General features: G+C 61.7%; 28 protein-coding genes. 13 read left to right on the forward strand and 15 right to left on the reverse strand.

Annotated elements, in window-relative coordinates:
* The first annotated feature begins 82 nt into the window (after positions 1-82).
* From R2N16_RS05030 to R2N16_RS05045, 4 genes are read left to right on the forward strand one after another with little or no spacing between them, the layout of a single operon-like run.
* Positions 83-733: a tetratricopeptide repeat protein gene (locus R2N16_RS05030; protein ID WP_316664443.1), complete on the forward strand. Its 651-nt coding sequence runs from the start codon at positions 83-85 to the stop codon at positions 731-733.
* A gap of 52 nt (positions 734-785) precedes the next feature.
* The gene (locus R2N16_RS05035) at positions 786-1,367 is read left to right on the forward strand and encodes a peptidylprolyl isomerase (RefSeq protein WP_316664445.1); all 582 of its coding nucleotides are present in this window, start codon (positions 786-788) and stop codon (positions 1,365-1,367) included.
* 29 nt (positions 1,368-1,396) lie between these two features.
* A complete protein-coding gene (locus R2N16_RS05040; protein WP_316664446.1) occupies positions 1,397-1,903 on the forward strand; it encodes a peptidylprolyl isomerase in 507 nt (168 codons plus the stop codon).
* Positions 1,900-2,718, forward strand: coding sequence for a UDP-2,3-diacylglucosamine diphosphatase (locus tag R2N16_RS05045; protein ID WP_316664448.1), 819 nt, complete (start codon positions 1,900-1,902; stop codon positions 2,716-2,718). Before R2N16_RS05040 ends, R2N16_RS05045 begins: the two co-directional genes overlap by 4 nt.
* 19 nt (positions 2,719-2,737) lie before the next feature.
* Here R2N16_RS05045 and cysE read toward each other — a convergent pair whose 3' ends face one another.
* Complete coding sequence (gene cysE, locus R2N16_RS05050; RefSeq protein ID WP_428984087.1) at positions 2,738-3,484, reverse strand: serine O-acetyltransferase; 747 nt, start codon at positions 3,482-3,484, stop codon at positions 2,738-2,740.
* A 148-nt stretch (positions 3,485-3,632) separates the two neighbouring features.
* Complete coding sequence (locus R2N16_RS05055; RefSeq protein ID WP_428984088.1) at positions 3,633-4,517, reverse strand: RNA methyltransferase; 885 nt, start codon at positions 4,515-4,517, stop codon at positions 3,633-3,635.
* Positions 4,518-4,651: 134 nt separating this feature from the next.
* Between R2N16_RS05055 and R2N16_RS05060 the strand changes: the two genes are divergently transcribed.
* On the forward strand, positions 4,652-5,464 hold the full coding sequence (locus R2N16_RS05060) for an inositol monophosphatase family protein (protein WP_012435285.1): 813 nt from the start codon (positions 4,652-4,654) through the stop codon (positions 5,462-5,464).
* Positions 5,465-5,531: 67 nt separating this feature from the next.
* On the opposite strand, the gene R2N16_RS05065 is transcribed toward R2N16_RS05060, so the two are convergent.
* Positions 5,532-5,990 (reverse strand): DUF2846 domain-containing protein, encoded by a 459-nt coding sequence (locus tag R2N16_RS05065; protein ID WP_024976013.1) that lies wholly within the window; start codon positions 5,988-5,990, stop codon positions 5,532-5,534.
* Entirely contained in the window at positions 5,987-6,382 is a 396-nt protein-coding gene (locus tag R2N16_RS05070; RefSeq protein WP_428984089.1) for a hypothetical protein, read from the reverse strand. Before R2N16_RS05070 ends, R2N16_RS05065 begins: the two co-directional genes overlap by 4 nt.
* A 333-nt stretch (positions 6,383-6,715) precedes the next feature.
* Here R2N16_RS05070 and R2N16_RS05075 point away from each other — a divergent pair, with 333 nt between their 5' ends.
* Together R2N16_RS05075 and R2N16_RS05080 are read left to right on the forward strand one after the other, a co-directional pair.
* Entirely contained in the window at positions 6,716-7,420 is a 705-nt protein-coding gene (locus tag R2N16_RS05075) for a glutamine amidotransferase (RefSeq protein ID WP_316664454.1), read from the forward strand.
* Complete coding sequence (locus R2N16_RS05080; RefSeq protein WP_316664455.1) at positions 7,417-8,121, forward strand: MOSC domain-containing protein; 705 nt, start codon at positions 7,417-7,419, stop codon at positions 8,119-8,121. The genes R2N16_RS05075 and R2N16_RS05080 overlap by 4 nt, the downstream gene beginning before the upstream one ends.
* 12 nt (positions 8,122-8,133) lie before the next feature.
* On the opposite strand, the gene R2N16_RS05085 is transcribed toward R2N16_RS05080, so the two are convergent.
* Complete coding sequence (locus R2N16_RS05085; RefSeq protein ID WP_316664456.1) at positions 8,134-9,951, reverse strand: methyl-accepting chemotaxis protein; 1,818 nt, start codon at positions 9,949-9,951, stop codon at positions 8,134-8,136.
* A gap of 74 nt (positions 9,952-10,025) precedes the next feature.
* The gene (locus tag R2N16_RS05090) at positions 10,026-11,879 is read right to left on the reverse strand and encodes a methyl-accepting chemotaxis protein (protein WP_316664457.1); all 1,854 of its coding nucleotides are present in this window, start codon (positions 11,877-11,879) and stop codon (positions 10,026-10,028) included.
* Positions 11,880-12,116: 237 nt separating this feature from the next.
* Between R2N16_RS05090 and R2N16_RS05095 the strand changes: the two genes are divergently transcribed.
* The 5 genes from R2N16_RS05095 (at position 12,117) to R2N16_RS05115 (ending at position 16,186) form a co-directional block, all read left to right on the forward strand.
* On the forward strand, positions 12,117-13,013 hold the full coding sequence (locus R2N16_RS05095; RefSeq protein WP_316664458.1) for a LysR family transcriptional regulator: 897 nt from the start codon (positions 12,117-12,119) through the stop codon (positions 13,011-13,013).
* Between the two features lie 379 nt (positions 13,014-13,392).
* Positions 13,393-14,178, forward strand: a complete 786-nt coding sequence (locus tag R2N16_RS05100) for a phosphoribosyltransferase (protein WP_316664459.1) — start codon at positions 13,393-13,395, stop codon at positions 14,176-14,178.
* Positions 14,179-14,555: 377 nt separating this feature from the next.
* Complete coding sequence (locus R2N16_RS05105; protein WP_316664461.1) at positions 14,556-14,894, forward strand: hypothetical protein; 339 nt, start codon at positions 14,556-14,558, stop codon at positions 14,892-14,894.
* Between the two features lie 10 nt (positions 14,895-14,904).
* Positions 14,905-15,198, forward strand: a complete 294-nt coding sequence (locus tag R2N16_RS05110; RefSeq protein ID WP_316664462.1) for a hypothetical protein — start codon at positions 14,905-14,907, stop codon at positions 15,196-15,198.
* A 49-nt stretch (positions 15,199-15,247) separates the two neighbouring features.
* Positions 15,248-16,186, forward strand: coding sequence for an SOS response-associated peptidase family protein (locus R2N16_RS05115; RefSeq protein ID WP_316664463.1), 939 nt, complete (start codon positions 15,248-15,250; stop codon positions 16,184-16,186).
* On the opposite strand, the gene R2N16_RS05120 is transcribed toward R2N16_RS05115, so the two are convergent.
* The 6 genes from R2N16_RS05120 to R2N16_RS05145 are packed head-to-tail and all read right to left on the reverse strand — an operon-like array spanning position 16,181 to position 20,734.
* Positions 16,181-16,414, reverse strand: a complete 234-nt coding sequence (locus tag R2N16_RS05120; protein WP_316664464.1) for a hypothetical protein — start codon at positions 16,412-16,414, stop codon at positions 16,181-16,183. The two genes, R2N16_RS05115 and R2N16_RS05120, sit on opposite strands and share 6 nt — an antisense overlap.
* 26 nt (positions 16,415-16,440) lie before the next feature.
* The gene (locus R2N16_RS05125; RefSeq protein WP_316664465.1) at positions 16,441-16,650 is read right to left on the reverse strand and encodes a hypothetical protein; all 210 of its coding nucleotides are present in this window, start codon (positions 16,648-16,650) and stop codon (positions 16,441-16,443) included.
* Positions 16,651-16,701: 51 nt separating this feature from the next.
* Positions 16,702-17,124, reverse strand: a complete 423-nt coding sequence (locus tag R2N16_RS05130) for a hypothetical protein (protein ID WP_316664466.1) — start codon at positions 17,122-17,124, stop codon at positions 16,702-16,704.
* Positions 17,121-17,645 (reverse strand): DUF6714 family protein, encoded by a 525-nt coding sequence (locus R2N16_RS05135; protein WP_316664468.1) that lies wholly within the window; start codon positions 17,643-17,645, stop codon positions 17,121-17,123. Before R2N16_RS05135 ends, R2N16_RS05130 begins: the two co-directional genes overlap by 4 nt.
* Positions 17,646-17,664: 19 nt before the next feature.
* The gene (locus R2N16_RS05140) at positions 17,665-18,156 is read right to left on the reverse strand and encodes a hypothetical protein (protein WP_316664469.1); all 492 of its coding nucleotides are present in this window, start codon (positions 18,154-18,156) and stop codon (positions 17,665-17,667) included.
* Positions 18,146-20,734 carry an RHS repeat protein gene (locus R2N16_RS05145; protein ID WP_316664470.1) on the reverse strand — a complete coding sequence of 863 codons (2,589 nt, stop codon included), beginning with the start codon at positions 20,732-20,734 and terminating at the stop codon, positions 18,146-18,148. Before R2N16_RS05145 ends, R2N16_RS05140 begins: the two co-directional genes overlap by 11 nt.
* A gap of 170 nt (positions 20,735-20,904) precedes the next feature.
* Here R2N16_RS05145 and R2N16_RS05150 point away from each other — a divergent pair, with 170 nt between their 5' ends.
* The gene (locus R2N16_RS05150) at positions 20,905-21,306 is read left to right on the forward strand and encodes a type II toxin-antitoxin system HicB family antitoxin (RefSeq protein WP_316664472.1); all 402 of its coding nucleotides are present in this window, start codon (positions 20,905-20,907) and stop codon (positions 21,304-21,306) included.
* A 30-nt stretch (positions 21,307-21,336) separates the two neighbouring features.
* On the opposite strand, the gene R2N16_RS05155 is transcribed toward R2N16_RS05150, so the two are convergent.
* The 3 genes from R2N16_RS05155 to R2N16_RS05165 all read right to left on the reverse strand — a co-directional run bounded on the left by R2N16_RS05155 (position 21,337) and on the right by R2N16_RS05165 (position 24,207).
* A complete protein-coding gene (locus tag R2N16_RS05155) occupies positions 21,337-21,840 on the reverse strand; it encodes a hypothetical protein (RefSeq protein WP_316664473.1) in 504 nt (167 codons plus the stop codon).
* A gap of 1,396 nt (positions 21,841-23,236) precedes the next feature.
* On the reverse strand, positions 23,237-23,674 hold the full coding sequence (locus tag R2N16_RS05160; RefSeq protein WP_316664474.1) for a T6SS immunity protein Tdi1 domain-containing protein: 438 nt from the start codon (positions 23,672-23,674) through the stop codon (positions 23,237-23,239).
* An 83-nt stretch (positions 23,675-23,757) separates the two neighbouring features.
* Positions 23,758-24,207 carry a pentapeptide repeat-containing protein gene (locus R2N16_RS05165; protein WP_316664476.1) on the reverse strand — a complete coding sequence of 150 codons (450 nt, stop codon included), beginning with the start codon at positions 24,205-24,207 and terminating at the stop codon, positions 23,758-23,760.
* Positions 24,208-24,457: the final 250 nt, after the last annotated feature.

Here is a 24,457-nt window from a genome sequence, read left to right on the forward strand (position 1 = left end):
AACCTTTCCCGGCGCGCACGGCCGCTGCTGCGCACAAAGACGGTTTGTTAGAATGCGGCGGAGTATAACGGAACCGATTCTCATGAACAGACCGCTGCGTCAGACCGCTGCAACCCTGGCTTGCCTGCTTGCCATGTCGGCAGCACCGGCCTTCGCCCAGACCGCCGGCTTTGCCTTGCCGGCCGATTTGACGCCCAGCACACAGCAGGCGCCGCAGGTGGCGCGCCAGAAGCGCATCGACGACGCGTTGGCCAAGAAGCAATACACCGAGGCACTGGCCGAGCTGGACAAGGATGTCGCCTCCCAGCCGCGCAACGCTCAGGCACGCTTCCAGCGCGGCGTGGCACTTGCCGGCCTGGGCCGCGCCGACGATGCAATCGTCACCTTCAGCCAGATGACACAGGATTTCCCGGAACTGCCCGAGCCGTACATCAACTTGGCTGCGCTGTATGCCGAACGGGGTGAACTGCTCCGTGCCCGCGACAGCCTGATCATGGCGAACCGCGTGGCGCCGGAGAATGCGCTGGCGCAATCCAACCTGGGCGACGTCTACGTCCGCCTGGCCGCGCAGTCATATCAGAGCGCGATCAAGCTGAACCCGAAGAACGCCACCGCGCGTGCGCGTCTGGATGCCCTGCCCGATCTGCCGGGCGTGCACCCTGCCTCCAAACCCGCCACGACCACGCTGCCTGCAGCCAGCGGCGTGAGTGCCAAGCCGACGAAGCGTCAATAAGAAGACGCGACCCGATCCTGTCTTTCCCACCCCAAGCTCTCTCTTCCTGACCATGCTCCGTATTCGCTCCCTCTTTGCCGGGCTCGTGTGTGCACTGGCCGTGACTGCCACCGCCGCCACGGCAGCCACCGCGGCCGCGCCGCGCGTCCAGTTCAAGACGTCGATGGGTAATTTCACCGTTGAGGTCTATCCGGACAAGGCACCCAAGACGGTCGCCAACTTCCTGCAGTATGTGAAGGACGGCTTCTACAAGGGCACGATCTTCCACCGCGTGATGGATGGCTTCATGATCCAGGGCGGCGGCTTCACGACCGACATGAAGCAGAAGGACACGCGCCCGCCGGTCGAGATCGAATCGAAGAACGGCCTGAAGAACGACAAGTACACGATCGCCATGGCCCGCACCATGGACCCGAACTCCGCCACGGCGCAGTTCTATGTGAACGTGGTCGACAACAACATGCTGAACTACCCTGGTCAGGACGGCTACGGCTATACCGTCTTCGGCAAGGTGGTCGATGGCACCGACACCATCGACAAGATCAAGGCGGTGGAAACCACCACCAAGTTCCCGCACCAGAACGTGCCCGTGAAGCCGATCGTGATTGAATCGGCCACCGTCGTCTCCAAGTAACGCTTTTTGCCCCACCCAAGGAATTCACCATGACCCAAGTCAAGCTGCACACCAACCACGGCGACATCACCCTGGCCCTGGACGCTGAGAAGGCACCCAAATCGGTTGCCAACTTCGTCGCCTATGTGAAGGATGGCCACTACAACGGCACGGTGTTCCACCGCGTCATCAAGGGCTTCATGATCCAGGGCGGCGGCTTCGAGCCGGGCGAGAAGATGAACCAGAAGCCCACCAAGGCGCCGATCGACAACGAAGCCAACAACGGCCTGAAGAACGAACGCGGCGCCATTGCCATGGCACGCACCAACGACCCGCACTCGGCCACGGCCCAGTTCTTCATCAACACGGTCGACAACGACTTCCTGAACCACACCTCGCCGACGCCGCAAGGCTGGGGCTACGCCGTGTTCGGCAAAGTGACCGAAGGCATGGATGTGGTCGACAAGATCCGCTCTGTGCGCACGGGCAACCGCGGCTTCCACCAGGACGTGCCGATGGAAGACGTGGTCATCGAAAGCGCTGAAGTGATCGAATGATCGACGCAGCGCACGCCTCACAGGCATCCGCGCTGAAGACACCGGTCCGGGTTTCCGGGCCGGTGTTTTTTATTTCGGATCTGCACCTGACGGCCAGCATGCCGGCCACCGCCGCTGCGTTCGAGCGCTTCCTGCGCACGCGCGCTCGCGAGGCACGCACGCTCGTCATCCTGGGTGACTTCTTTGAATACTGGGTCGGCGACGAGGAACTGGCGGATCCGTTCCACCAGTACATCGCCAACCTGCTCGCTGAACTTGCCGCGGCCGGCACACGGGTGCTGTTCATGCACGGCAATCGTGACTTCCTTCTCGGCGGGCGTTTCCTGGCGGCCGCGCACGCCACGCTGCTGCCCGATCCCACCGTGCTGCAGGCGGATGATGGCCAGCGCATCGTGCTTGCCCACGGCGACGCCCTCTGCACGCGCGACACGGCCTACATGCGCTTTCGCCACTGGACGCGCAAGCGCTGGGTGCAGCGGATATTCCTGGCAATGCCGCTGCGCTGGCGGCTGAAGATCGCGCAGAAGATGCGCGCAGAGAGCGAAGCCGGCCGCGCCATGTCCGCCAACGTCGCGGGCGAACCGCGCGCCGCCGCGATGATGGGTGACGTCGCCCCCGAAGCGGTGGATGCGCTGCTCAAGGCATCAGGCACATCCACGCTGATCCACGGGCACACGCACCGCCCGCAGCGGCATCAGGAGCCGAGCGGTGAGCGCTGGGTTCTTTCCGACTGGGATTTCGATCACGCGCAGCCGCGCGGCAGCTTCCTCAAACTGCAACACGGCGCACTGGCGGTCGAGCAAGTGACGGCATAAGCCCATCACCTGCCCTTTCTTACTTCAGCATCCGCTTCAGTTCGCTCGCATCGAACGGATCGTTCGGCGAGTTCTCCAGGTGCGCGCCCAAACGATCGAGCGCAGAAAGAATCGACTCGATGCGCTCCTGCTGAAGCTCGCTGTGGTCGATCAACCGCTTGAGCGCCAGCGATACCGGATCGTCCGCATCCGGCGTGATGCCATAAGCGGAGAACTCCTGCTTGAGCGCAGACCGGGCCTCGGTCGCCGCATCGCGTTCGATGATGCGCGCCGGAATACCCACCGCCGTTGCACCCGGCGGCACCGGTTTGAGCACCACCGCATTGGAGCCAACGCGCGCCCCATCCCCGATCACAAAACCGCCGAGCACCTTGGCGCCGGCGCTCACCACCACGCCCTTGCCGAGCGTCGGGTGCCGCTTGGCGCCCTTGTAGAGCGAGGTACCGCCCAGCGTGACGCCCTGATAGATCGTGCAGTCGTCACCGATTTCGGCTGTCTCGCCAATCACGACACCCATGCCGTGGTCGATGAACACGCGCCGGCCGACAGTCGCGCCGGGGTGGATCTCGATACCGGTGAGGAAGCGGCCAAGGTGCGAGAACCAGCGCCCCAGCAACCGGAAGCCTCCGTGCCAACACGCATGCGCGACCCGATGGACGATGATGGCGTGCAGACCTGGGTAGCAGGTCAGCACTTCCCAGCGGCTGCGCGCGGCCGGGTCTCGCTCCATGATGGCGCCGATATCTTCGCGAATGCGTGTGAACATCTTGAGGTGTGTGTGGATCGTTATATCTATATGCGCGAAGCGCTGAGGGCAGTGTAAGGCATTGCCTTACCGCGCTGAGGCAAGGGTTTTAGCCGGACATGCAGGGGATGCCGCCCTGTCTGCTCGACACGGGCGGCTTGCGCGGCGGTCAGCGACAGTCGTCGGCCGCGCCGGTGGGCGGCGTGGCTGCGGCGGCACGGCGGCCCAGCATGCGCTTGGCGATCCCGCGCAGGATGTTGACCTCTTCGGCCTCCAGCTGCGTGCGGGCAAACAGACGCCGCAGGCGCGGCATCAGCTTTTTCGGCTGCGCGGGGTCGAGAAAACCGATCTCGATCAGGCCCTGCTCCAGATGCTCGAACATCCCGTCGATCTGCTCGGCGGTGGCCGGCTCGCCGACGAAGCCGACGCCTTCCATGCGGGTGTCACCCGTGCCGGTGCCGGCCAGCAGCGCCATCCGCACCTCGTACGCAATCAACTGGACCGCCTGCGACAGGTTCAGCGACGCATACGCCGGGTTGGCGGGAATATGCGTGACGACGTGGCAGCGCTCTACCACCTCGTTGGGCAAACCGAAGCGCTCGTTGCCGAAGACGAAGGCGACGGTGGTGTCCGGCGCGGCCAGCAACGTGGCCACTTCTTCTGCTGCGGCCCGGGGGCCGATGCGGCGCGGCCCGAATTCGCGCGGGCGGGCCGTCAGTGCAATGGTGAGCGAGGCACCGGCCAGTGCCTCACCAATGTCGTCGACCACGCGGGCAGCTGCCAGTACGTCATCGGCGCCGCTTGCCATGGCAACGGCATCGGCGTGGCACTGGGCGTCGGCCTCGCGGGGGCGTACGAGCACGAAGCTGCCGGGCTCGCCAAACCCCATCGTCTTGAGTGCACGTGCCGTAGAGCCGACATTGCCGGGGTGGCTGGTCTCGACCAGCACGAAACGGCACCGCGCGGCGTGCTGGCGCAGCACTTCCGGATCGGCGGGGGGGGTGTTCGATATGCTCATTGGCGCAATTCGCGGGGCGCCGGAGGCGGGGTTCATATACAATACGGCCACTCTTTTGACAGCGGGCAGGATCGTGAGATTGGCCCGCCGCTCGTTCTTCTACAATTCGTTGTGTTGTTTCGCCTGCGGCCGCTTCCGAAAAATCGGCGCGCCAGGCGCGGAGATCCCACATGCATCCGATGCTCAATATCGCCGTCCGGGCTGCTCGCAAGGCCGGTACCGTCATCAACCGCGCGTCCTTCGACGTTGATAGCCTGCGTACCGAGCGCAAACAACACAACGATTTCGTCACCGAAGTCGATCGCGCAGCTGAAGCGGCGATCATCGAAGTCATCAAGACTGCCTACCCCGATCACGCGATTCTAGCGGAAGAGTCCGGTCAATCCTGGGCCGACGGCGAAACCGCCAGCGAAAACGTCTGGGTGATCGACCCGCTGGACGGCACCACCAACTTCATCCACGGCTTCCCGCAATACGGCGTGTCGATCGCGCTGATGCAGCGTGGCGTCGTCACCCAGGCCGTGGTGTACGACCCGACGCGCGACGAACTCTTCACCGCCTCCAAGGGCGCCGGCGCGTTCCTCAATAACCGCCGCATCCGCGTTACGCGCCGCGACAAGCTGGCCGATTGCCTGATTGGCACCGGCTTCCCCTACCGCGACCTGGAAGGCCTGTACGACTACACACGCCTGTTTGCGACCATGACGGAAAACTGCGCCGGCCTGCGCCGCCCCGGCGCCGCCGCGCTTGACCTCGCCTACGTCGCCTGCGGCCGCCTCGATGGCTTCTTCGAGCAAGGCCTGAGCAAGTGGGACATGGCCGCCGGCTCGCTGCTCGTGACAGAATCGGGCGGCCTGGTGGGCAACTACACCGGCGAATCGGGCTACCTGGACCAGGGTGAAATCCTGGCCGGCAACCCGAAGGCCTTCGTGCAAATGATCAAGATCACCTCGCCGTTCTCGCGGTCGAAGGCTGAGGCTTGAGTGCCGCCCACCGGTAGCGGCCAATAAAAAAGCCCGCTTCGTGCGGGCTTTTTATTCCCCTTCTGGCTTACTTCTTGGCAACCGGCGGCTGGTTGGGGGCGAAGCTCAACGACGGCAGCTCGGCTTGCGCCTTCTCCGGTGTTTCAAGCTCCGGCACCACGCGGCCGACGATCAGACCCAGCGACGGCGACGTGCGCACGTACTTGGTCTCACCAGCGTCCAATGCGAAGCTCAGCGTCTTCTCGGTCTCGGTGGCCGTTGACACAACGTACTTGCCGGCCGGACGGTCAACGAAGAAGAAGCCGCCCGGTTTGGATTGACCCACCACTTCGTTGTTCAACTTGATGTCCGGCTGCAGTGCCGCCCCCATCAGCGACGACGAGCGGAAGAAGTACACGCGCCCCTGATCCTGCTTGATCGTCGGAATCGACGAAGCCATCTCGGAATACTTCACGCCCGACGCGCAACCCGCCATCAGAACGGTGATACCGATGGCCGAAGCCAATGCGCGCAAAACTCCCTTCATTGTGATTCTCCTGTTGTGATGGATACAGCGGTGGAAAGCGGGGCGTACGCCTGCTCGCCGGGCAAGTAAAACCCGACCAGACGTTGACCGGCAATCACGAGGTAGGCTTCGTGAACTTGGCGGCCTTCAATCGTAAAAATCGTGCCGACCGGACGATAGACAGCGCCTTGCGCCAGCGTACCCACGCGCTGCCAATTGGAGCCAGCCGCAAGCGTGCGCGTATAACCGGTCTCCAGGCGAACCTCTGTTGACGATTTCAGTTGAATCCGCGACGGGCCCGTCGCGTTGTCGGTGGACAGCGAGGCTGGTGCGGTAGACACCATCGGCGCACAAGCGCCCAGGCAAGCCACGGCAACGCACGCCACAGCCCAATGCAGTATTGGCTTTCGCACAACTCCCTCCCGAATCTTTTTATCGGTGCCGATGCGACACTCTGTGGGCTGCGATCTTAAAGAGATGACGCGAGACTGACATCCCCTCGAATCGGGTTTTTCGTGGGGGTTGCAATGCACGTTGCTAACAACCGATATAAGCGACGCTTACTTGGCATATTGAAGCCGGCGCAGTCGACGCCTTTTGCCTTGCGCGCAGAGGAAAACGCATTGCGGCCCGCCGCGGTATTGCCGCGTTATTGCAGTGAAACAAACCCTCGCCAGCCGCACGGTTTTTTGCCAACCCTGCCCCTCATTCACAATGTGCGTCGCATCCAACCGTCATCGCCGACCATGAAAACCGCCCTCGCCCTGCGCCACGTTCCGTTCGAGCACCTTGGCATCCTGCAGCCGCTGCTGGAAGCGCGGGGCTACACCGTGCGCACCGTGGACGTGGGCGTGCAGCCGGTGCCGGGCGACGACACGGCGGCTGCCGATCTGCTGATCGTGCTGGGCGGGCCCATTGGTGCGTATGACGATGCAACGTATCCGTTCGTGCGCGATGAAGCGGCCGCCATTGCGCAGCGACTGGCCGCACGCAAGCCGCTGCTGGGCATCTGCCTGGGCGCGCAACTGATGGCGCGGGCGCTCGGTGCGGCGGTCAAGCCGATGGGTGTGAAGGAGATCGGCTTTGCGCCCATCACGCTCACGGCCGAAGGCGCAGACTCCCCCCTCGCACCGCTGGCCGACGGCACGCCGGTGCTGCACTGGCATGGCGACCGGTACGACTTGCCGCCCGGCGCGCAACGGCTGGCATTCACGGCAGTCTGCGCAGAGCAGGCGTTCGCCATTGGCAACCACGCACTGGGGCTGCAATTCCATCTGGAAGCAAATCTGGAGGAGCTGGAAGCGTGGCTGATCGGGCATGCGGCGGAACTCGGCGCGGCGGGCGTCGACCCACGTGCGTTGCGCGCGCAGGCGCCAGCGGTTGCGGAACGTCTATCGCAACGCGCACGCCAGGTCTTCACAGCCTGGCTGGATCGCGCGGAGGCCGCATGACGCTGCCGGGCCCCATCCGCATCGATACCGTCCTCACCGGGCACGCGGTCGACTACACGCGCCCAGGCTCACGCAGCGCCATCGACAAGCGCCCCGTGCGCGATGCGGTGGAGGTGGGCATCAACGGCATTGTCGGTGATGAACAAGGCGATCTGCGTGTGCACGGCGGCCCCGACAAGGCGATCCACCACTACCCGTTCGACCACTACGCGGCTTGGCAAGCGGACATCGGCACGCAACCTGTGCTCGCGCAGCCCGGCGCTTTCGGCGAGAACCTGAGCACGACGGGCATCACCGAAGCGGACATCTGCGTGGGTGACCGCTTGCGGTCGGGGACCGTGGTGCTGGAGGTGTCGCAACTGCGCCAGCCATGCTGGAAGCTCAACGATCGCTTCAGCACGCGCGACATGGCGCGCCGCGTGCAACACACGGGCCGCACGGGCTGGTACTACCGGGTCCTGGAAGGTGGCACGCTGCGCGCGGGCGATACGCTCGAATGGATCGAGCGTCCATGGCCCCAATGGCCGCTGGCGCGTGTGCTCGATGTGCTCTACCGCAACATGCTCGACCGCGCGGCGCTGGCCGACATGCTGGCGCTGCCGCTCACGCCGTCATGGCGCAAGCTGGTGGAAGGCCGCCTCGCACGCGGCGAGGTGGAAAGCTGGGCCAAGCGCATCGATGGCCCAGCGCTCGATGCCTGAGTTCTCAACCGATCAGAACGTTTCCCAATCGGCGTCGGAACCGCCACCGGCCACGGCCAGCGGTTGCTTCCGGGCAGACGCGGCAGCAGGAACGGCAGCGACAGGTGCGACCGGCGCGGAAGCCACCGGCTGAGCTGCGATCTTCGGTTCCCGCTTGCGCAGAGCCGCGGACACAGGCTTGGCCGCGCTAACAGGCTTTGCAGCGGCCCTGGCCGCAGGCTTGGCAACCTTCTCGGGTTTCGGCGCGGCCTTGGCGACGGTCTCTGCCCCATCCAGCCGGAACTGCGACACCACCTGCGTCAGGTTCTGCGCCTGTTCTTCCAGTGATTGCGCGGCGGCGGCAGCCTGTTCGACCAGCGCGGCGTTCTGCTGCGTCACCTGCTCCATTTCCGTCACGGCCTGCCCGATCTGCAGGATGCCCTGCGTCTGCTCGGCCGATGCGGAAGCAATGTCTTCAACGATATTGGCGACACGGCGCACGGCTTCCACCGTCTCGGTGATGGTCTCGCCTGCCTGCGCCACCTGCGTGTGACCCGCTTGCACGCGCGACACCGAATCGTCGATCAGCGTCTTGATTTCCTTGGCAGCGGCAGCACTGCGCTGGGCCAGCGCGCGCACTTCGCCAGCCACCACGGCAAAGCCGCGGCCTTGTTCGCCAGCGCGGGCAGCCTCCACGGCAGCGTTGAGGGCGAGGATGTTGGTCTGGAAAGCAATGCCGTCAATCACGCCGATGATGTCGGCCATCTTGCGCGAGCCCGCGCTGATGTCGTCCATGGTGGCCACCACGCCGCGCACCACATCGCCGCCGCGCGAAGCCAGGTCTGCGGCGTTCGACGCCAGCGCACTGGCCTGACGGGCGTTCTCGGAGTTGTTGGTCACGGTGGAGGTCATCTGCTCCATGCTCGCGGCCGTCTTCTCCAGCGACGCCGACTGTTGCTCGGTACGCGTGGACAGATCGAGGTTGCCGCTGGCGATTTCGTGCGCACCGGTGTTGACCGAATCCGAACTGTTGCGCACCTGGCGCACGGTGTTCACCAGGCTCTCGCGCATGCGCCCCACGGCGGCCAGCAGCCGGCCCAGTTCATTGCGACCACCCGTCTGGACATGGATGGCCAAGTCGCCTTCAGCCACGCGGCTCAGCACGAGCACGGCCTCGTTGAGCGGCGTAATCACGAAGGCCTTGAGCCCGTAGAACACCGCCACGATCAATGCGAGCGCCATGGCAATGCCGAGCGCCACGAACTTGAGGATCGTTTCATAGCGCGCGCGCCCATTGTCGGCCTGGTCCTTGGCCAGTTGCTTGACGATCTGCTGGAAATTCTCGATCTGCACCGACCACGCTGCACCGGTATCGGTCACGTCCTTGTAGTTGAGCGACGCATAAGCCGCGGCATCGCCGGCGCGCAAGGCGGCCAGTGCACGCTGCACGGCCTCGATGTGCGTCTGCGCGGCCTGGACGATCGCCTGGCGCAGCGACTCGTCAACACCTTCGATGGGCGGCGCACTCTTGAATGCTTCCACCTGTGCGATGGCCTTGTTCAGGCCCTTCTCCGAGCTGGCAAGCGCTGTTGTCTTGGCAGCGTCGTCCATGTTCTCGCGCAGGACGCTGTACAGGCGCGACATGCCGGTGCGCGCGCGCTGCATATCCTTGTACGCGTCGTTCAACAGCATGCTGCGGTCGGAAATCGCATGCACGCGCTCGGTTGCGGCGTTGGTGGTGCGCAGGGCCAGCACACCCACGGCTGCCCCGATCACGATCATGAGTGCAAAGGTGATCAGAATCGCCAGCAGGCCAGCGCGCACGCTGGTGTTCTTCAAAATGCGGTCCATCTTGTCTCCGGGATCCGGGCAGGCAAGCACGCAATTGCGTGCGCGAGGTCAACGAGGTGAAAGTCAATCGGGGGTCAGAACGTTTCCCAGTCAGAGTCGTCTCCGGCAGCCACCAGCGGCTTCGCTTTGACTAGGCTCTCGGGTACGGCGGCCGGTGCAGGCCTCTTCTCGGTTCGGTCAACCGACTTGGCAGCCGCCTTGCGCAGGACAGGCGGCTTGCGCGACGTCAGCCTGGCCTTGGCGGCGTCGGTGCTCGGCTTGGCGGTCTCACGGCGCGGCGCTTCGCCCTTGGGTGCTGCCGGAATTGCGGTTGCGACGGGCTTGACCGGCGCAACAGCCGGTTCAACCTTGGTCACCATGGCCGGAGCACGCAGCGCATGCGCATCGAGGCGGAATTGCGCCACCACCTGCGTCAAGCTCACAGCCTGCTCTTCCAGCGATTGCGCGGCTGCGGCGGCTTCCTCCACCAGCGCGGCGTTCTGCTGCGTGGCGTCGTCAAGCTGCGTGACAGCGTGGCTCACTTCTTCGATGCCCGAGCGCTGTTCCTGGCTGGCGGACGAAATCTCGCCAACGATGTCGGTCACGCGCTTCACGCTCGCAACGATCTCACGCATGGTCGTGCCGGCCTCTTCCACCAGCGCGCTGCCCGCATCCACGTTGACGACGGAATCGTCGATGAGCGCCTTGATCTCCTTGGCCGCGGCGGCACTGCGCTGCGCGAGGCTGCGCACTTCACCGGCCACCACGGCAAAGCCGCGGCCCTGTTCACCGGCGCGCGCAGCTTCCACTGCGGCATTCAGCGCAAGGATGTTGGTCTGGAAGGCAATACCGTCAATCACGCCGATGATGTCGACGATCTTGCGTGACGACGCGTTGATCGAGCCCATGGTCTCCACCACGCGTGTCACCACGTCGCCGCCGCGCACGGCCACATCCGAGGCGGACGCAGCCAGTTGGTTGGCCTGCTGGGCGTTGTCGGCGTTCTGCTGCACCGTCGACATCAACTCCTCCATGGCCGAAGCGGTTTCTTCCAGCGAGCTGGCCTGCTGTTCGGTGCGCGACGACAGGTCGAGGTTGCCGCTGGCAATCTCGCGCGTGGCGGTGCCGATGGTTTCCGAAGCGCCCTTGATGCGGCTGATGGTCTGCACCAGCGCACCGCGCATGCGGCTCATGGCGTAGAGCAGGCTGTGGTTGTCATCGGCACGGGTGGCAATCTCGACGGTCAGGTCGCCGCCGGCGATACGGTTTGCCACATCGGCTGCGTAGGCGGGGTCGCCGCCCAGCGTGCGCTGCAGGCTGCGGTTCGCGACGCCGCCCAGCAGCACCAGCAAACCGCCCACCAGCACCAGCAGGCCGCCGGTCTGGTACAGCGAAGTCATGAACGCGGCGTTGATGTCGTCCATGTAGACGCCGGTCGAGAACACCCAATCCCACGGCTCATAGCGCATCGCGAACGCCGTCTTGGGCACCGGATCCGTACCGCCGACTTTCGGCCACACATAGCTGGTGAATCCGCCCTTCGGGTCTTTGGCGGCGTTGGTCAAGCCCACGTAGACGGCATTGCCCTGCGCATCCTTGAAGCCCGATTGATCTTTGCCTATGAACTCAGGCTTGATCGGGTGCATCACCACCACGTTGTTGGAGCTGGTGATGGTGAAGTAGCCGTCCTTGTCGTAGCGCAACGCCTTGAAGCGGTCGAGCGCCTGCTTCTGTGCGGCGTCTTTGCTCAGCGTGCCGTTCTTGGTCAGATCGTCGTACTGCTTGACGAGGTTCATGGCCATGGTAGTCACGCTGACCAGGTTGTTCTTGCGCTCCTCCACGCGGATCTCGCGCGCCTGATACGCGTTGAATACCGAGATCAAGGTCAGCGCGACAAGGCTGATGACCAGCGGCAGCCAAAGCTTTTGGCGAAAGCTGAGCTTGCTCATTCCAGAGTCTCCGGATGCGGAGCCACGATGCGTCGTTTGCGCAAACGCGTTCCACTATGGTTTTAGGGGTCCGGATGGTCTATCGGCACGCGGACCGCCAATCTTGAGTGGGCGGACACGCGCAAATGGCGCCCGCGGTGCATTTGAACCCGCGCCGCGTGACGGGTGCAGCCGGCGATCTTTGCAAATAGCGGCACATTGGGCAGAATTCTTTTGATCTGAAATTGATAATCAACGATGAAAACCACGCTCGAAGAACTGCTCGCCTTCCGCACCGTGGTCGATACGGGCTCCGTCACGGCCGCCGCCGAGCAGCTCGGCCAGACCGTGTCGGGCGTGAGCCGTGCGCTGCGCCGCCTGGAAGAGAAGCTGGAAACCACCCTGCTCTCGCGCACCACGCGCCGGCTGTCCCTCACCGACGAGGGCGCAACGTTTCTGGCGCAAGCGCGCAGCATCCTCGCCGCCGTCGACGAGGCTGAAGAACAGATCGCCCTGCGCCGCCAGCAGCCCGCCGGCCGCCTGCGTGTCAACGCCGCCATGCCGTTCATGCTGCATGTGGTGGCGCCGCTCGTGCCGGACTTCCGCGCACGGTATCCGCAGATCGACCTGGAGCTGAATACCAACGACCTGATCATCGATCTGCTGGAAGAAGACACCGACGTGGCGATCCGCATCGGCACGCTGCGCGATTCCACCCTGCGGGCGCGTCTGCTCGGCACGCGGCGACTGCGTGTGCTGGCAAGCCCCGCCTACCTGAAAGCGCACGGCCGGCCCCGCAAGGTAGATGACTTGCAGCAGCACGCCCTGCTTGGTTTCGTGCAGCCGGAATCGCTGAACCAGTGGCCCCTGCGCGGCCCGCACGGCGACCGTTTGCGTATCGAACCCACACTCAAGGCCTCCAGCGGTGAAACCTTGCGCCAGCTCGCACTGCAAGGCGCCGGCATCGTCTGCCTGGCCGATTTCATGACCGCCGAAGACCGGCGCACAGGCGATCTTGTGCAGGTGCTGCCCGATGCCACGGTCGAGGTACTGCAGCCGATTCACGCGGTGTACTACCGCAACACGCAGTTGGCTTCGCGGATTGCGTGCTTTCTCGACTTTCTCGAAGCCCGGCTCGCCGGCGATGTGCGGTGATGCTGCATCGCGGGTGTGCAACAATTGCGCGACTCAACACCTTCTGCGCGCGGCCTGATCGGATCACATCGGGTCGCGCGCTGCGCCTTAGTACTCATGGCTGAACACTCCGCTCCGGTTCTGGAGATCGACCCGAAATACGGCCCCTTCGACAAGCACACGCCGATGATGCAGAAGTCTGTGTTGCGCTCCAGGTAAGGGCTTAATGCAGAACCTACGCCAAAACCTACGCTCCAACCGGATACCGATAAGCCGGCGGCGGCACATACAATTTCGGTTGCGCCAGCTGAACATCGCGCGCCTTCGCATACGGTACGGAGAATTTTCGTACCATCTGCCCGCCACAAGACGACTGGGGTTCCCTGCAGGGATTGGGATTTTGTTCGCGTTCAAAGACGACAGCGCGCTAAAGGCCCACCCCGATTATCGCGAAGCAAAGGGCGGCGATGGCGATGCCGCCACCCGTCTGGTCGTTCAACTAGGACTGCCCCTGCTTGGACAGGTAAGAGACACATTCGAGTCTGGGCTAGTTTATGTTGCCCCTCATGCCCACGAAGCACTTGGTGATAACGCCATACCGCAAGTGCTCGCCACTGCCCTCAGCCTCTTCGCAGATGGCGTCGTCGACTACGATATTGTCCAAGCAACCAAGGTCTATCACACTGGCGCAGACCCAATGGAACGCCTGAATGCGCGACCCCAATTCAAGGGGCGCGTAGACACAGGTAAAAAATATGTGTTGGTCGATGACGTCACAACAATGGGTGGAACACTTGCGGAACTCGCACATTTCATCCAGGCCCGAGGCGGGATTGTTGAGGGCGTGGTAGTCTTAGTGAACGCAAGTCGGTCCGGAATGCTGCAGCCGCAGAAGAAGGTTGTACGGCTGTTGACTGAGAGGTTTGGACATGAAATTACAGAAATTTGCGGGATCGAGCCTAGCGCACTCACGGCGGACGAAGCCAATTACCTTGTCGGGTTCCGCACAGCTGACGAAATCCGAAATCGAAAAGCTGCGGCAGCAAAAGAAACAACTCGCCGGCTCCGCTCGAAAGGCATTTTCGGCTTTGGTCAACCAGAAAGGCTAGCCGCCTTCGACATCGCCCTCGCCGCGCACTTTAGGCGCGCATTCTGGCGTCAATATCGTAGGAAGCGCCTGACGTAGAGAGGGCCATCCCACCACCCCTACCTTGCGTGTGAACGACACACGCGCACGTGTCCGCGCACTTGTCCTGGACGGCAAGCGCCCATTTCGCTTTACCGGGCGTCTCAGAGACTAGGGAGCATTACCGCAGGCAGCGAGCTTCGCCATATGCGGAGCGATGACCTGATACTGTGCCGCTTGATTGTTCTGTTTGGAGAGCAAGACAAGCTTGGTCCAGGTGCCGCAGCTGGACGCGCTAAGCGCCGCCCTAAGGTTGAGCAGACGCCCATAGCCGCTACAGCACCCTCCCCAGGTGCGCCCCGCTCCACGTCTGCATTGTCTACATTGACGCCTAGCACCCGCCCTACGATACTGTATATCCATCCAGTACTCGTGCCATGCCCTACCCCCTCCGCATCGAATACCCCGCGCTCAGCACCGAGCAACTTAAGGCCATTGGCGACCGCTACGGCCACGACCCCGTGGTGCGGCGGCTGGTGATGGAAGTACAGGCGCTGCGCAACCTCGTCTTTCGCGTGCACCAGGTCGCCGAGGCAGCCGGGCCGGGTGGCCGAACAGACGCGTTCGGCATTGCCGTCGAGGCGCTGCACAAAGAGCTCGCGGCGGAGACGTGGTTCCACGAGGACATTGCCCGGGACGAGGCATACCGCGCGTCCCTCGCCGCCGAACCCGCCCCGCATGAGCGGCGGGCGATGCGCAACGCTCGCAAATGGTGACGGTGCGCCCATGTCGAAATACATCCGCGAGCGCTTTCCCGCGCTCACGCTTGCCGAACTCCACAAGCTGGCCGAAGAGCACCGCGACAACGAAACCGTCATGCGGCTCCTGTGGGAGATCCGCGCCCTCCACAACGTCGGTTACCACGCCTGGCGCTTAGAGACGGAACAGTATTTCGTCTACCCGGACAACCCGCTTGGCGCTGCGGTTTTGGCCCTGCGCCGCGTGCTGCAAGAAGAGCGCTGGCTGTCAGAGATGATCGTCAAGATCAGAGGCAAGCGCGACCCTAACGACGGCTGGTAAGCCCCCACGCGGCGTATCATCAGACAGCCCACTCGGGAGCCCCGCGCCCATGTGCTACTCCGCCCAAATCGAAGCCGACTACCGACGGTTCGTACACGAGTACGGCGCCATCATGTCGCTCGACGATTTCACGCGGATGGTGATGGAGTACTTCGCCAACCCGAAGATGCGCGTGCCGAGGGCGATGACCGTGCACTTCCTCGAATCGCCCGAGACTGACGAAGAAAAGAAAATCGCCGAGGTCATCCGCGCGCGCATGGCCGCAGACGAGATCGCGTTGCTGCAGGAGCTGGCCAAGCAGACCGAACGGCTGGAGAAAGCCCAGCAATCCCTCGCCGCCAAAGCCACCAAGAAGGCCGCTGAAGACGTCCGCATCGCCACCAACAAAATCGCGGCAGCCAAAGGCAAACTCGAAGAGCTCAACAGCACGGAGCTCAAGCCGCGCGACTCGCGCATCTACCCCGGCTGGTACGCGCCCGTGATGGTGATGGAGAACGGCCGGCGCGTCGTCAAACCGATGCGCTACCAGTGCCGCCCCGCCGGCAAGCCGGCCTTCTACGATGAGCAGTACCCCGGCACCTACAACGCACGCCGCGACAACCTGCGCGGCTTCTGGAAAGGCCAATATGGCCACACACACGGCCTCGTCCTGGTCGACGCGTTCTATGAGAACGTGACCGGCCCAGACGGCAAAAACGTCATCCTCGAATTCCGCCCCGACCCACCGCAGACGCTGCTCGTCGCCTGCGTATGGTCACACTGGCGCGCGACCAAGCCCGGCGAAAAGGATCTGCTCTCGTTCGCCATCATCACCGATGATCCGCCGCCGGAGATTGCGGAAGTCGGGCATGACCGCTGCCCGGTACCGATTAAACCGGAGAACATTGATGCGTGGTTGAACCCGGAGCCGCGCAGCCTCGATGCGGTAGACGGGATTCTTGAGGACAAGCTGCGGCCGTACTACGCGCACCGCAAAGCTGGCTTATGACCCCGCGCGAGACATCAAGCGCAGATCTTCCTCGGCGACTTCGTAATGGATCAGGCCAAGCGTGGGAAATTCGACCATGAAGCCTTTTCGCAGGTAGGCCCATTGCTCTGCCGTGTATCCGTCGCTGAACACACCGTCCTCGATCGAACACACGACCACGCCACCGGCGTCCTCACCAAGGCCGACGCGATCGCCGACTTGCACTTGCTGTCCGTCTGCGTATTTCATGCCGGCAACCCTACCCCGTTTCCAAGCTAGTCCATTGGCTGATATTTGCCCCAGCCAAAGTAGTCGTTACGTTTCTGGGCTGCCTCATCGAAGGTTTCGGCCTCGAACGAGGTCAGCAACTCTGGCTTGCCGTCGTACAGATGCCGCTGCGCTTCGAACTGCCCTTTTTCGACGAGCGCTATCTGTGAGCCGCCAGCAGGGTCAACTACTTCCCAAACTTCATAGATCGTCGTCATCCCGTTGCTTCCTTACGATACGAATGCAAAGTCCTTTCGTAGACAGCGCAACTAGCCGGGCGCTGAAGTCGCAGCAAACGCCTTCACGTAATCATCAACCGTTGCAATGGCGGAGATATCGACCTCCTTTCCATGTCGGGCAGCACGCCGTGCTGCCAACTCGCCCAGCGTATCCAGTTCTTCACTCGTGATTGACCAGACGCCAATGTCGGCACCGAACTTATCGGTCGGACGTAGCTTGTCGGCGGGCATCCGCAGCGTCTCTGCAATCTCGTTCCAGACTGCACGAACGGCAGCTTCGTCAAAATTGCTGCCAGCGTAGAACTGCTTGTAGATCTCGGCGTCGCTGAGCGATTCCCGCTCGGAGAGAGCCTGCAGGCTGGCCTGACAGCGTTTTCGACGGAGCAATGCTGCTCCGCCGCCGACAGCAATTACAAAAGCAGCGATTAGGTATAGGTTCATGGACTGGCTCACGCCGCAGGCAACTCCGCTCGTGCAAGCCAGTAGTTGTCGAGCGCCTGCCGAATCGCCGGCGCATCAAATCCATCCGGCTCCTCAGCCGCCAGCTTGGACTTCAGATATTCAACGATCGCACCAGCTTGCGCCGGCGAGAACATCGAGTTCCGATAAACGGCCACATCCCGAAGGGTGCGGCTTCCGTATCGGCGAGGATTCAACGGCTCCGCCGCGCTCTGGTCCTGAAGACCAAATGTCAGGTGGAAGACGACGTTGTTGTAGTGGATCTCGCCCTTAAGGTCGTAGATCATGAAGGCCTGTATGTAGTACCTGAACGCTTCATCGGACAGGAAGGACAAGACCGCATCCTGATCCATCTTGAACACGTGCAGGTTTCTCCAATCCTTCACGCCGCGAAAGATCGCTTCGACTTCTGCGGGCTCGGAGCCCTCGCGACTGCGCACGAGGGCCCAATCAGGAGGGGCCTCCACATCCGCGAAGGCGGCGACGATTGCTTCTTCCAGCTTTTGCTTTTCCATCTCGCCGTAGCAAAAGATATTACGACCACAAGCCATTCAGGGCCGCGTCAGCAGCATGCCATTCTGCTGACGCAGGATCGCTCGCATCTTTGAGCCATTCGAGGAAGGCCACGATCTGCGTCACCTGCGCAGGTGAGAAAGAGCTTCTGAAGGTTTGCCACTCGTCGCGAGGCTCAAACTTTGGGTTGTCGGGCAGTAGCGCAGACGTGGCCAACGGATCTGCCCATTCGAGGTTCCCCAAAACCCCGCAGAGAATCGAAGGCACGTAGTACTTGAAGAAGGAAGTATCGGTGCCGTTCCGGATCGCGGATGGACGGATCATGTGTGTCCAGTCTTCAAGCTTCACTTCAGTCCACACCTTACCGATGACCCGTTGAAGGTCTTCCTCGACTTCCCAGTCAATGCACCCGTCCGCACGGCGATGATTCGTCGGAACAGGAACCGTCGGGAAAGCGTTTCGCAGTCCGTCGGCGATCGCTGCTGCTCGATTTGCTAAGGTTTTAGAGTCCATTGCAGATTGCTACTTGTTGAATGATCTTTACCCATTCCTTCTGATGGCGAGCATCTCCGCCACGGAAGCATCTGTCCATAAGGTCTCTACGGGCGTTGCCGCAAGACTGGAGCGACGTCTTCTTGGCTAGCAAAGTAGCCGTATCATCTCCCGCCTTGCAGTATGTCTGGCCGGTCTTGCAAGCGTCAGTCACAGCCTTATTGCGCCGCTTGAACTCGTCCCAATCGCAATCGCCTGGCGGCGTGCTATGGCTAAATGCTTGTACGACAAAATTCACGGCTGCGCTGCAGGCCTGTTGGACCTGCAAGAGAACGTTCAACCCCGCCATATCCGGAGGCATCCGGCGCGATCCTACATTGGTGTCCAGTTCGTTCTCTGGCCGGGGCACCACATTGATCGCTTGGCTTCCCGTTGGCGTGGGAACAGGTGGCCGATATCCAATAAGTGACCCTGGGGCGGCCTGCGCATGTGCAGAGCTAATGAACTTCGAAACTACACCCCTCAACCAACTCAACGCCGTATTCCAAACATTGACTAGCATCGACTTCACGCGCGTCATGGTGGACGAAGTTGTACCGCCGTTTCCCTGCGTCTGCTCGGTAGCAAAGGGGCTGGCGAGAGTGGTCGCATTGCTTGATTGTTCTTGGATCGCCAAGTTGTCGATGATCTCGATCAATCGGTGCGCAGCATCATAAACATACCGTGCCGACATATCTTGCGGCCCGGAAACAGCGACCACCTGCCCGATGGAATCATAGTCGTAATGGATATTCAACCCTTCGATCTGCCGGTCGGTGAGCCGCCCTCGTACGTTGTAAGTCAACTTATGAACCTGCCCTTCAGTGTCCACAGCTTCAAGGACACGGCCTGCAGCATCGTATCGAACAATCGTTCCGGTTTGGCCTGAAGGGTTCGTAAGCGTGAGCAGGTTACCGTTGCCATCGTACGTGAATGTCCAAGCACCAACGACGATGCCTCCTTTCTTGTCTGTTGCCGTGAGAACTTGCCCGTTCGCGTCATACGTCCATTCGGTGCCTTCAGCATCCCCAGACGGCACCGCGGCGAACCCCTGACTACCATTCGTATCGATGGTCGGCGTCACGGTATGCGACAGCAGATTCCCGTTCGCATCGTAAGAAAACGCCTCAATCTTGTTTGGCGCGGCAACGCGTGTCACGAGCCATTGCTGCGGGTCCCACTCGGTTGTGGTGGTCTTCGCGTAGGCAGTCCCAGCGCCCTCGATGCGCTGAGTTTCTCGGCCGAGGGTGTCGTAGGTGTATGACGTAGTGGACCCGTCGTAGCCCGTTTTGCTGGTCGCGTTGTTATTGCTGTCGTAGCTGGTGCTCAGCGCGGTATTGCCGCACGTCGGACACGGCGCACTCACCCCAGTCGGCAACAACACACCGTTCTGCTTCAGGAAGCTGTACACGCTGCTGCCGCCATCCGGCGTCAGGACGGTCGTCTGCCCGTTCGCCTGATACTGGAACTGATACCGATCCGCGCCGGCGGTCAATTCACTGGTGATCGCCCGCCCCTGATCGTCATAGGCATAGGTGGCATACCGCACGCCAGCTTCGTCGATGACGCCCGTGAGCGCCGTGGGGAATCGGGTGTCTTCATATACGTACTGCCGCGTGGTGTTGTCTGGCCACGCAACGGTGGTCAGCATGCCGTTCGTGTTGTAGGCGTACTGGGTGATAGCGCCATCGGGCGCGGTGATACTGGAGATGCGGCCTTGGCCGTTGTACCCAAAGGTCAGGCTTCGGCCGCTGGGGGCTGTCACTGCCGTAAGCTGACTCTGCGGGTTGTAGGTCAGAGTCGTTGTCTTGCCGGTCCGGTCGCGGACGGAGATCAGATTACCTTTAGCGTCGTACGTTTCCCGCGCTCCGCTTGCCGCAACCGTATAAACCCACGTAGTACCTGACTGCGAGATAGTGTCGGACGTGCCTGCCGCCGTCCACACGCCAGCGCTTTTCCGGAACACGCGCACTGTGCCATCTTCCCCGAGCACCGTGATCGGGTTCGATGTGAAAGTTGTTGTGAGGCTTACATCGAGGCCCCGCTTCCAATTGAACATCCATCCGCCTACCGAATCAATTGATCGGAAGCTGAGGTCGGACCGATACGTGCGTGAAATCGGCAACTCTAGGCTGCCGGCATCGTCGCGCTCAGTGAGCGTTTTTACGCCCGAGCCGGGAAAAACGGGATGCGATACAGGACACGCCTTGACCTCTGGTGCCGACGGGCGACACGACCCGTCCGGTTGCAGCACATAGCCAGGAGCGCACGGACCCAATAGAGAAACGAAACCGTAGTAGTTGTAATCACCCACCGGTCGTTTCAATTTGCAATTTCCGGCCGTTCCGTCGGCGGACATATCAACGGTGTAAAACACTACGCCGGGCATGTGGTTGCCGTTCGAAATCTGTATCGCCAACAGCGTTTGACATACTTCGACGGCGGAGCCGCCAGTAACGCCACCGTCAGACGAAACCCACGCGCGGCCCGTTGTATCGATAGCCCAGCCAGAACCGCACGCGGCCATCAACCACAGCGCCATAACGAACAAGCGAAGCACCTTCCGAGTGTCCGCTGGATATAAGTCGCAACGCATTGCTCCCCCACAGAGCCGTCATAGTTATTTCAGCCGCGAAACTCTATGCGAAGGGAGGTGACGCTCGATTTCAAATTATTTCTATCAGATCTAAGTTTTCTTGCGGCATGCCTGCCAACCTAGGAAGAAAAGCCATGCAATTCCCCATCGCGATTCGCAAAGACGAGGGGAGCGTCCATGGCGTCACGGTGCCGGATATTCCCGGCGTGCACTCGTGGGGCGATACCGTCGATGAAGCCATCCGCAACACGCGGGAGGCCATCGCAGGTCATCTGCAGACACTGGCAGAACTCGGCGAAGACGTAGACGTAACCTGCTCGACCATTGAAGACCTGACCAAGCAAGACGAGTACGCAGGTGCCATCTGGGCGATCGTTGAAATCGACGACGAGGAGCTTGACCGCACCCCGGAGCGCATCAACGTGTCACTCCCCCGCTTCGTGCTCAGAAAGCTGGATCGGTTTGCCGAGAAACGGCATGAAACACGCAGCGGGCTTCTGGCTCGCGCGGCCATGGAGTTGATGGCGCATGGGTAGGATGGGCGGCCGGTTGGTCGCGTCGGCAGCCTACTGCCCTTCAAACTGCCGCCTAGTGGCCTTAATTCCCTCGCGGCAGGCTGCCGCCATTTTTCGCCGCTCTCCGGTCGACGCTTGAGCGAGGGCGCGATCGAGGCGATCGAGGTATGCACCGATCCCGCCCTCAGGTAGCTTGGACTCGAAAGTGAAGGTGCAAAGCTGCCTTGGCGTTCTACCAGTGCTTTCCGCTAGCAGAGGCAAAACATTGAAGGGCCGTTTGGGAACTGCCTCGTAGATCGCGTCCCCAAGGTCCTCACCTGCTCCCGCATCTGCTGCCTGCCGCAATGCCGTGTACACCTGCAGCCAATCGCGATCACCCGAGGCGATACCTCGAAAAACGTAGTCCCGCTGCGGGGTCTCGTAGTAATCCAGCACCGCCCGTTTGGCACCCACCTCGGCCACGTGCGAAAGCACAGCAGTTGGTGTCAGGGCGTGCGCGCTGGTGGAGGCCCCACTCCAAAGGGCGCAGACGAAGAGCCAATGCAAGCGTTTCATTGATCCTCCAACAAAGGCAGTCTCGTCAGCGGGCGGCAGACATCAATACGTGCGTGGGAGTTAACGGGAGCGCTTACGGTTTAGCAAAGAGCGCAAGGAGCGCCGCCTCGAGAGGACCATAGAGTTGCCAATTGCGCAGCAGTCCACCCTCAGGGACATGTGCGATTGCATATTCCTCTTCTACGTCGTCATACACCAAGGCCCTCTCGCCTACGCGAACGATCACGAGTAGGCGTTCGGTGTTTCCGTTCGTTCTCTCGCAATACAAAGTGGCCAGAGGGCGTGACAGCGTCGGGACCAGCGATCGCGTAGTTGGTGACACCCCCTGAATGTCAGCCTGAAGCCGATTCCACAGTTCCGCTTCTTCGATTGGTTGCCACATGATGTCTTGCCAAGGTAACGCCATCGCTTAACCATCCGCACGGTGGGAGCACTATCTCTTCGGACTGCACAGCGGGAACCCCGAAATAAGGCTGAAGGGAAGAGCCACCAGGAATCCAAACAGCGCGCCGGGCGCCCAGTCCATCAATGTTGGAACAAAATATTTCTGCGACCCGAGAATGGTAGCGATAGCAAATCCGGCGCCGTAGTACACCAACACTCCAAAGAGCATCCCACATAGCGTCACTGTTATCACAGTCAGAGATTTCCTCCTTCCCAAATACCGTGTCAGCGGAATTCCCAGCAGAAGACAAGGAAGGTAGCTGAACGGAATTGATAAAAGTAGAATCAATGCTGCCAGTCTTATATCCGTCAAGCGGAATACAAACAACAAAAGAAGCGAAGGAAATAGTGGAGCTATTAGAAAAGCCAACCTATCTCTGGAAAGCATGTTAGGTCCCTTAACGGCGGTCTACTCTCGCAGCAGTGCATCGATCGAGCGGAGAATCCTGACCCGGTTTCGTTTCAGAGTAGCGAACTTTGGAATACGCCCGACGACTCTCGCCAAGCGCCAGTCAGATAGCAGCAGCCTTCGCAACGAAACCTTGTCGCCGGCGACAAGCGCACGGATCGCCAATAGCTGCTCTGTGTTCCACGACCATAAGATGCCTTCCGGCACCCTGATCTTGATTCGCGCCGCCTCCGGCCATTGAGTCGAACTGGAGACTCTTCCACAATTTCCGCAGGCCCCGCGGCCCGCGATGACACCGCCTATCTCCCTTGGTAGCACCTCGTAGCCACCGCTTTCGAAATCATGACGATGGGTGGGAATCGGGTCGGGACGAAACACGAGCGGATGACCACATCGGTCGCACAGGACCTCAATGGTGGGTGGACGTTCGTAGATCCGATATCTGCTCTCGATCGGATTCCAGTATCGTCGGATACTGCGATGCCGCTGCGCTATTGGCGTGTCTGACATGGTGGCGGTTTGCAATGAGGCCTACGAGCGCAATCAGTCAGCAACCGAAAGCTTGACCGGCATCCCTTCCGGGAGGTCCGCGATCTGCCGAGCTATGTCGCCAGAGAAGCGTATCAACTCCTCCATCGAGATTGTTCCAAGGTTATCGCCGCCATACTCGCCGCCGAGCACTGCGGGGATTTTGAGACAGAACTTCCGCCCTGCTGAAAGCGGGCCAAGCCGTTGCGTCGCCTGATCCACCAAGGCACCCATCTGCCAGTCCACCAGAAACTCACTATCGGCGGCCAGCGCCTCAAACGCTGGTTGATCTGCCGCGACGACCTCGCAATAGCAGTCTTCCGGGCAGAGTCGCCAGTACTGCCCGTGCACGTCCTTGATGATGAGATTGCCGAAGTCGTTCTCGTCTATCAGGTCCACCGGCTCGATGCCGGTCCAACCCCAGGCGCTTCGGACAGTTTCAAGAATTTGCATCGGCCGGCCTCCTGCCGCAAAGAATCCGATCAATTTCAGCAGTTCGGCTTCCCGCCCCCCCGCGACCATAAGGTTCCCCGCCATTAGCTTGCAACGACCCGGATGCAGCCCGAGCTATGTGGGTCGAAGCCTAGAGGGAATTTGGTCTTATCGTCATACTTAGCGCCGTTCAGGTCTGCCCCATGCAATTGGGCCCCGGTCAAGTCAGCCCCTTGGAGGTCTGTAGAGCCGCCCAAGTTGTCCCGACCAAGCTTGGCATCGCGTAGATTCGCACCCACGAGCCGTGCGTCCCGCAGGGCGGCGCCGGAGAGATCGGCTCCTTCAAAGTTGCAGTCTGACAGGTCTGCACCGCAGAGGTTTGCCCAATACAGAATGGCGCGTCGAAAGCTAACGCCGCTCAAGTTTTGAATATAGGGCGCGCACAGGCCGGAAAGATCGGCTCCCTCGAAACCATGTGCATCTGGTTCAACATAGACCGCCTTAATGTGTCGGCCGTCGTCGTCCGTGATAGCCAATCTGCGTTTAAGTGTCATCTTGAAAGAGGACTTGTGCTAGGAAGCCCAGAACATCCAGTACATTTCGCGTCGAGCATTCGTCGATACGGGCACCATCGTGACGTCGCTACGGCCAACGCCAGAGTCAAGATAGCATTTTGTGCCGGGTAAGCCGCTGGTTTGCACGTAACCCCAACCAGCCGTATACTCGGCCGGTCGCCGGAAACACCGGCACACGGGATTGGCGTCCCGAATACCACAGGCGCACATAGCCGCGCCTAGCATCTTC

The sequence above is a fragment of the Ralstonia psammae genome (assembly GCF_958405935.1).
GTDB lineage: Bacteria > Pseudomonadota > Gammaproteobacteria > Burkholderiales > Burkholderiaceae > Ralstonia > Ralstonia psammae.

What these genes read in the sequence shown, in the direction of transcription:
- R2N16_RS05030 (WP_316664443.1), top strand. Translation starts at nt 83, where the DNA reads ATGAACAGACCGCTGCGTCAGACCGCTGCAACCCTGGCTTGCCTGCTT.
- R2N16_RS05035 (WP_316664445.1), top strand. Translation starts at nt 786, where the DNA reads ATGCTCCGTATTCGCTCCCTCTTTGCCGGGCTCGTGTGTGCACTGGCC.
- R2N16_RS05040 (WP_316664446.1), top strand. Translation starts at nt 1,397, where the DNA reads ATGACCCAAGTCAAGCTGCACACCAACCACGGCGACATCACCCTGGCC.
- R2N16_RS05045 (WP_316664448.1), top strand. Translation starts at nt 1,900, where the DNA reads ATGATCGACGCAGCGCACGCCTCACAGGCATCCGCGCTGAAGACACCG.
- cysE (WP_428984087.1), bottom strand. Translation starts at nt 3,484, where the DNA reads ATGTTCACACGCATTCGCGAAGATATCGGCGCCATCATGGAGCGAGAC.
- R2N16_RS05055 (WP_428984088.1), bottom strand. Translation starts at nt 4,517, where the DNA reads ATGAACCCCGCCTCCGGCGCCCCGCGAATTGCGCCAATGAGCATATCG.
- R2N16_RS05060 (WP_012435285.1), top strand. Translation starts at nt 4,652, where the DNA reads ATGCATCCGATGCTCAATATCGCCGTCCGGGCTGCTCGCAAGGCCGGT.
- R2N16_RS05065 (WP_024976013.1), bottom strand. Translation starts at nt 5,990, where the DNA reads ATGAAGGGAGTTTTGCGCGCATTGGCTTCGGCCATCGGTATCACCGTT.
- R2N16_RS05075 (WP_316664454.1), top strand. Translation starts at nt 6,716, where the DNA reads ATGAAAACCGCCCTCGCCCTGCGCCACGTTCCGTTCGAGCACCTTGGC.
- R2N16_RS05080 (WP_316664455.1), top strand. Translation starts at nt 7,417, where the DNA reads ATGACGCTGCCGGGCCCCATCCGCATCGATACCGTCCTCACCGGGCAC.
- R2N16_RS05085 (WP_316664456.1), bottom strand. Translation starts at nt 9,951, where the DNA reads ATGGACCGCATTTTGAAGAACACCAGCGTGCGCGCTGGCCTGCTGGCG.
- R2N16_RS05090 (WP_316664457.1), bottom strand. Translation starts at nt 11,879, where the DNA reads ATGAGCAAGCTCAGCTTTCGCCAAAAGCTTTGGCTGCCGCTGGTCATC.
- R2N16_RS05095 (WP_316664458.1), top strand. Translation starts at nt 12,117, where the DNA reads ATGAAAACCACGCTCGAAGAACTGCTCGCCTTCCGCACCGTGGTCGAT.
- R2N16_RS05105 (WP_316664461.1), top strand. Translation starts at nt 14,556, where the DNA reads ATGCCCTACCCCCTCCGCATCGAATACCCCGCGCTCAGCACCGAGCAA.
- R2N16_RS05110 (WP_316664462.1), top strand. Translation starts at nt 14,905, where the DNA reads ATGTCGAAATACATCCGCGAGCGCTTTCCCGCGCTCACGCTTGCCGAA.
- R2N16_RS05115 (WP_316664463.1), top strand. Translation starts at nt 15,248, where the DNA reads ATGTGCTACTCCGCCCAAATCGAAGCCGACTACCGACGGTTCGTACAC.
- R2N16_RS05120 (WP_316664464.1), bottom strand. Translation starts at nt 16,414, where the DNA reads ATGAAATACGCAGACGGACAGCAAGTGCAAGTCGGCGATCGCGTCGGC.
- R2N16_RS05125 (WP_316664465.1), bottom strand. Translation starts at nt 16,650, where the DNA reads ATGACGACGATCTATGAAGTTTGGGAAGTAGTTGACCCTGCTGGCGGC.
- R2N16_RS05135 (WP_316664468.1), bottom strand. Translation starts at nt 17,645, where the DNA reads ATGGAAAAGCAAAAGCTGGAAGAAGCAATCGTCGCCGCCTTCGCGGAT.
- R2N16_RS05140 (WP_316664469.1), bottom strand. Translation starts at nt 18,156, where the DNA reads ATGGACTCTAAAACCTTAGCAAATCGAGCAGCAGCGATCGCCGACGGA.
- R2N16_RS05150 (WP_316664472.1), top strand. Translation starts at nt 20,905, where the DNA reads ATGCAATTCCCCATCGCGATTCGCAAAGACGAGGGGAGCGTCCATGGC.
- R2N16_RS05155 (WP_316664473.1), bottom strand. Translation starts at nt 21,840, where the DNA reads ATGAAACGCTTGCATTGGCTCTTCGTCTGCGCCCTTTGGAGTGGGGCC.
- R2N16_RS05160 (WP_316664474.1), bottom strand. Translation starts at nt 23,674, where the DNA reads ATGCAAATTCTTGAAACTGTCCGAAGCGCCTGGGGTTGGACCGGCATC.
- R2N16_RS05165 (WP_316664476.1), bottom strand. Translation starts at nt 24,207, where the DNA reads ATGACACTTAAACGCAGATTGGCTATCACGGACGACGACGGCCGACAC.